Below are 1,387 nucleotides of genomic sequence, written 5' to 3' on the forward strand. Positions count from 1 at the left end.
CGGGACTATCTCGCTAAAGGTGTTTCCGGCGGTTTCTCTCAGTAGGTTCGGGCGTCGGGCCAGCGGTCGGCGAAGGTGATCGCGAACGCGTTGACCGCAGGCTTCCAGCGCATCATCCATCGTGCCCGACCGGCACCGGTCGGATCCAGCGAACGAGTCACCAGATACAGGCATTTCAGCGCGGCCTGCTCGGTGGGGAAATGACCGCGCGCCTTGATCGCCCGCCGGTATCGAGCGTTCAAGGACTCGATCGCGTTGGTCGAGCAGATCACCCGCCGGATCTCGACGTCGTAGTCGAGGAACGGGATGAACTCCTCCCACGCGTTGTTCCACAACCGCACAATCGCCCCGTATTTCTTGCCCCACCGCTCGGTCAGCTCGTCGAGCGCTGCCCGGGCGGCCTCGGCGTTGACCGCGGTATAGATCGGTTTCACGTCCCGCTTCAGCGCGTCCCAGTCCTGGCGACCGGCCAGCCGGAACGTATTTCGGATCAAATGGATGATGCAGGTCTGGACAGTGGCCAGCGGCCACACATTCCCCACCACTTCCGGCAGGCCTTTCAAACCGTCGCAGACCAGGAAGAACACGTCTTTCACCCCGCGGTTACGGATCTCGGTGAGCACGCTCATCCAAAATTTCGCGCCCTCGCCACCGGCGCCGGCCCAGAGTCCGAGGATGTCCTTTTCGCCGGTCACGGTGACTCCGATCGCGGCATAGATCGGCCGGTTGACGACTTGGCCGTCTCGGATCTTGACCACGATGGCGTCGATGAAGATTGCGACATAGACCTCGTCGAGGGGCCGACTGGACCATTCCTGCATCTCCGCGACCACCTTGTCGGTGATCCGCGAGACCGTTTCCTTCGACACCGACGCGCCATAGATTTCCGCGAAATGCGCCGAGATCTCCCCGGTAGTCAATCCTTTCGCATACAGCGACAACACGATCTCATCGACCCCGGTCAAGCGCCGCTGTCGCTTCTTGACGATCTGGGGCTCGAAGCTGCCGTCCCGGTCGCGGGGCACCTCGATCGGGACCGGGCCAGTCGTCTCGGTCAGCACCGTCTTCGACCGGGTCCCGTTCCGGACGTTGCCCGAGTCCCTGTCCTCGGGCGCCTGGTTCGGTTCATATCCCAGGTGCTCGGTCATCTCCTCGTTCAGTGCTGTCTCGAGGACGGTCTTGGTGAACTGCTGAAGCAGCCCCTCCGGCCCGGTCAGAGACAGACCCTGTTCCTTCGCCATCCGGACCAGCTCCGCCGCTGCCAGCTGCTCGGCCGAGGCTTCGGCCTTCTTCTTCGCCACAGCATCAAGTGTCGTCATCACGGCACCTTCCCGCTGACCATCCGGTCAGCGACTCAGGCCGGAAACACCCTTAAATCCACAGTCCC

1 protein-coding gene is annotated in these 1,387 nt (G+C 62.9%); it reads right to left on the bottom strand.

Going from position 1 to position 1,387, the window contains the following annotated elements:
- Positions 1-38: 38 nt before the first annotated feature.
- Entirely contained in the window at positions 39-1,322 is a 1,284-nt protein-coding gene (locus tag QH195_RS02730; protein ID WP_280434218.1) for an IS256 family transposase, read from the bottom strand.
- Positions 1,323-1,387 lie beyond the last annotated feature (65 nt).

It is taken from the genome of Nocardia carnea (genome assembly GCF_029868855.1).
Taxonomy (GTDB): Bacteria; Actinomycetota; Actinomycetes; order Mycobacteriales; family Mycobacteriaceae; genus Nocardia; species Nocardia carnea_A.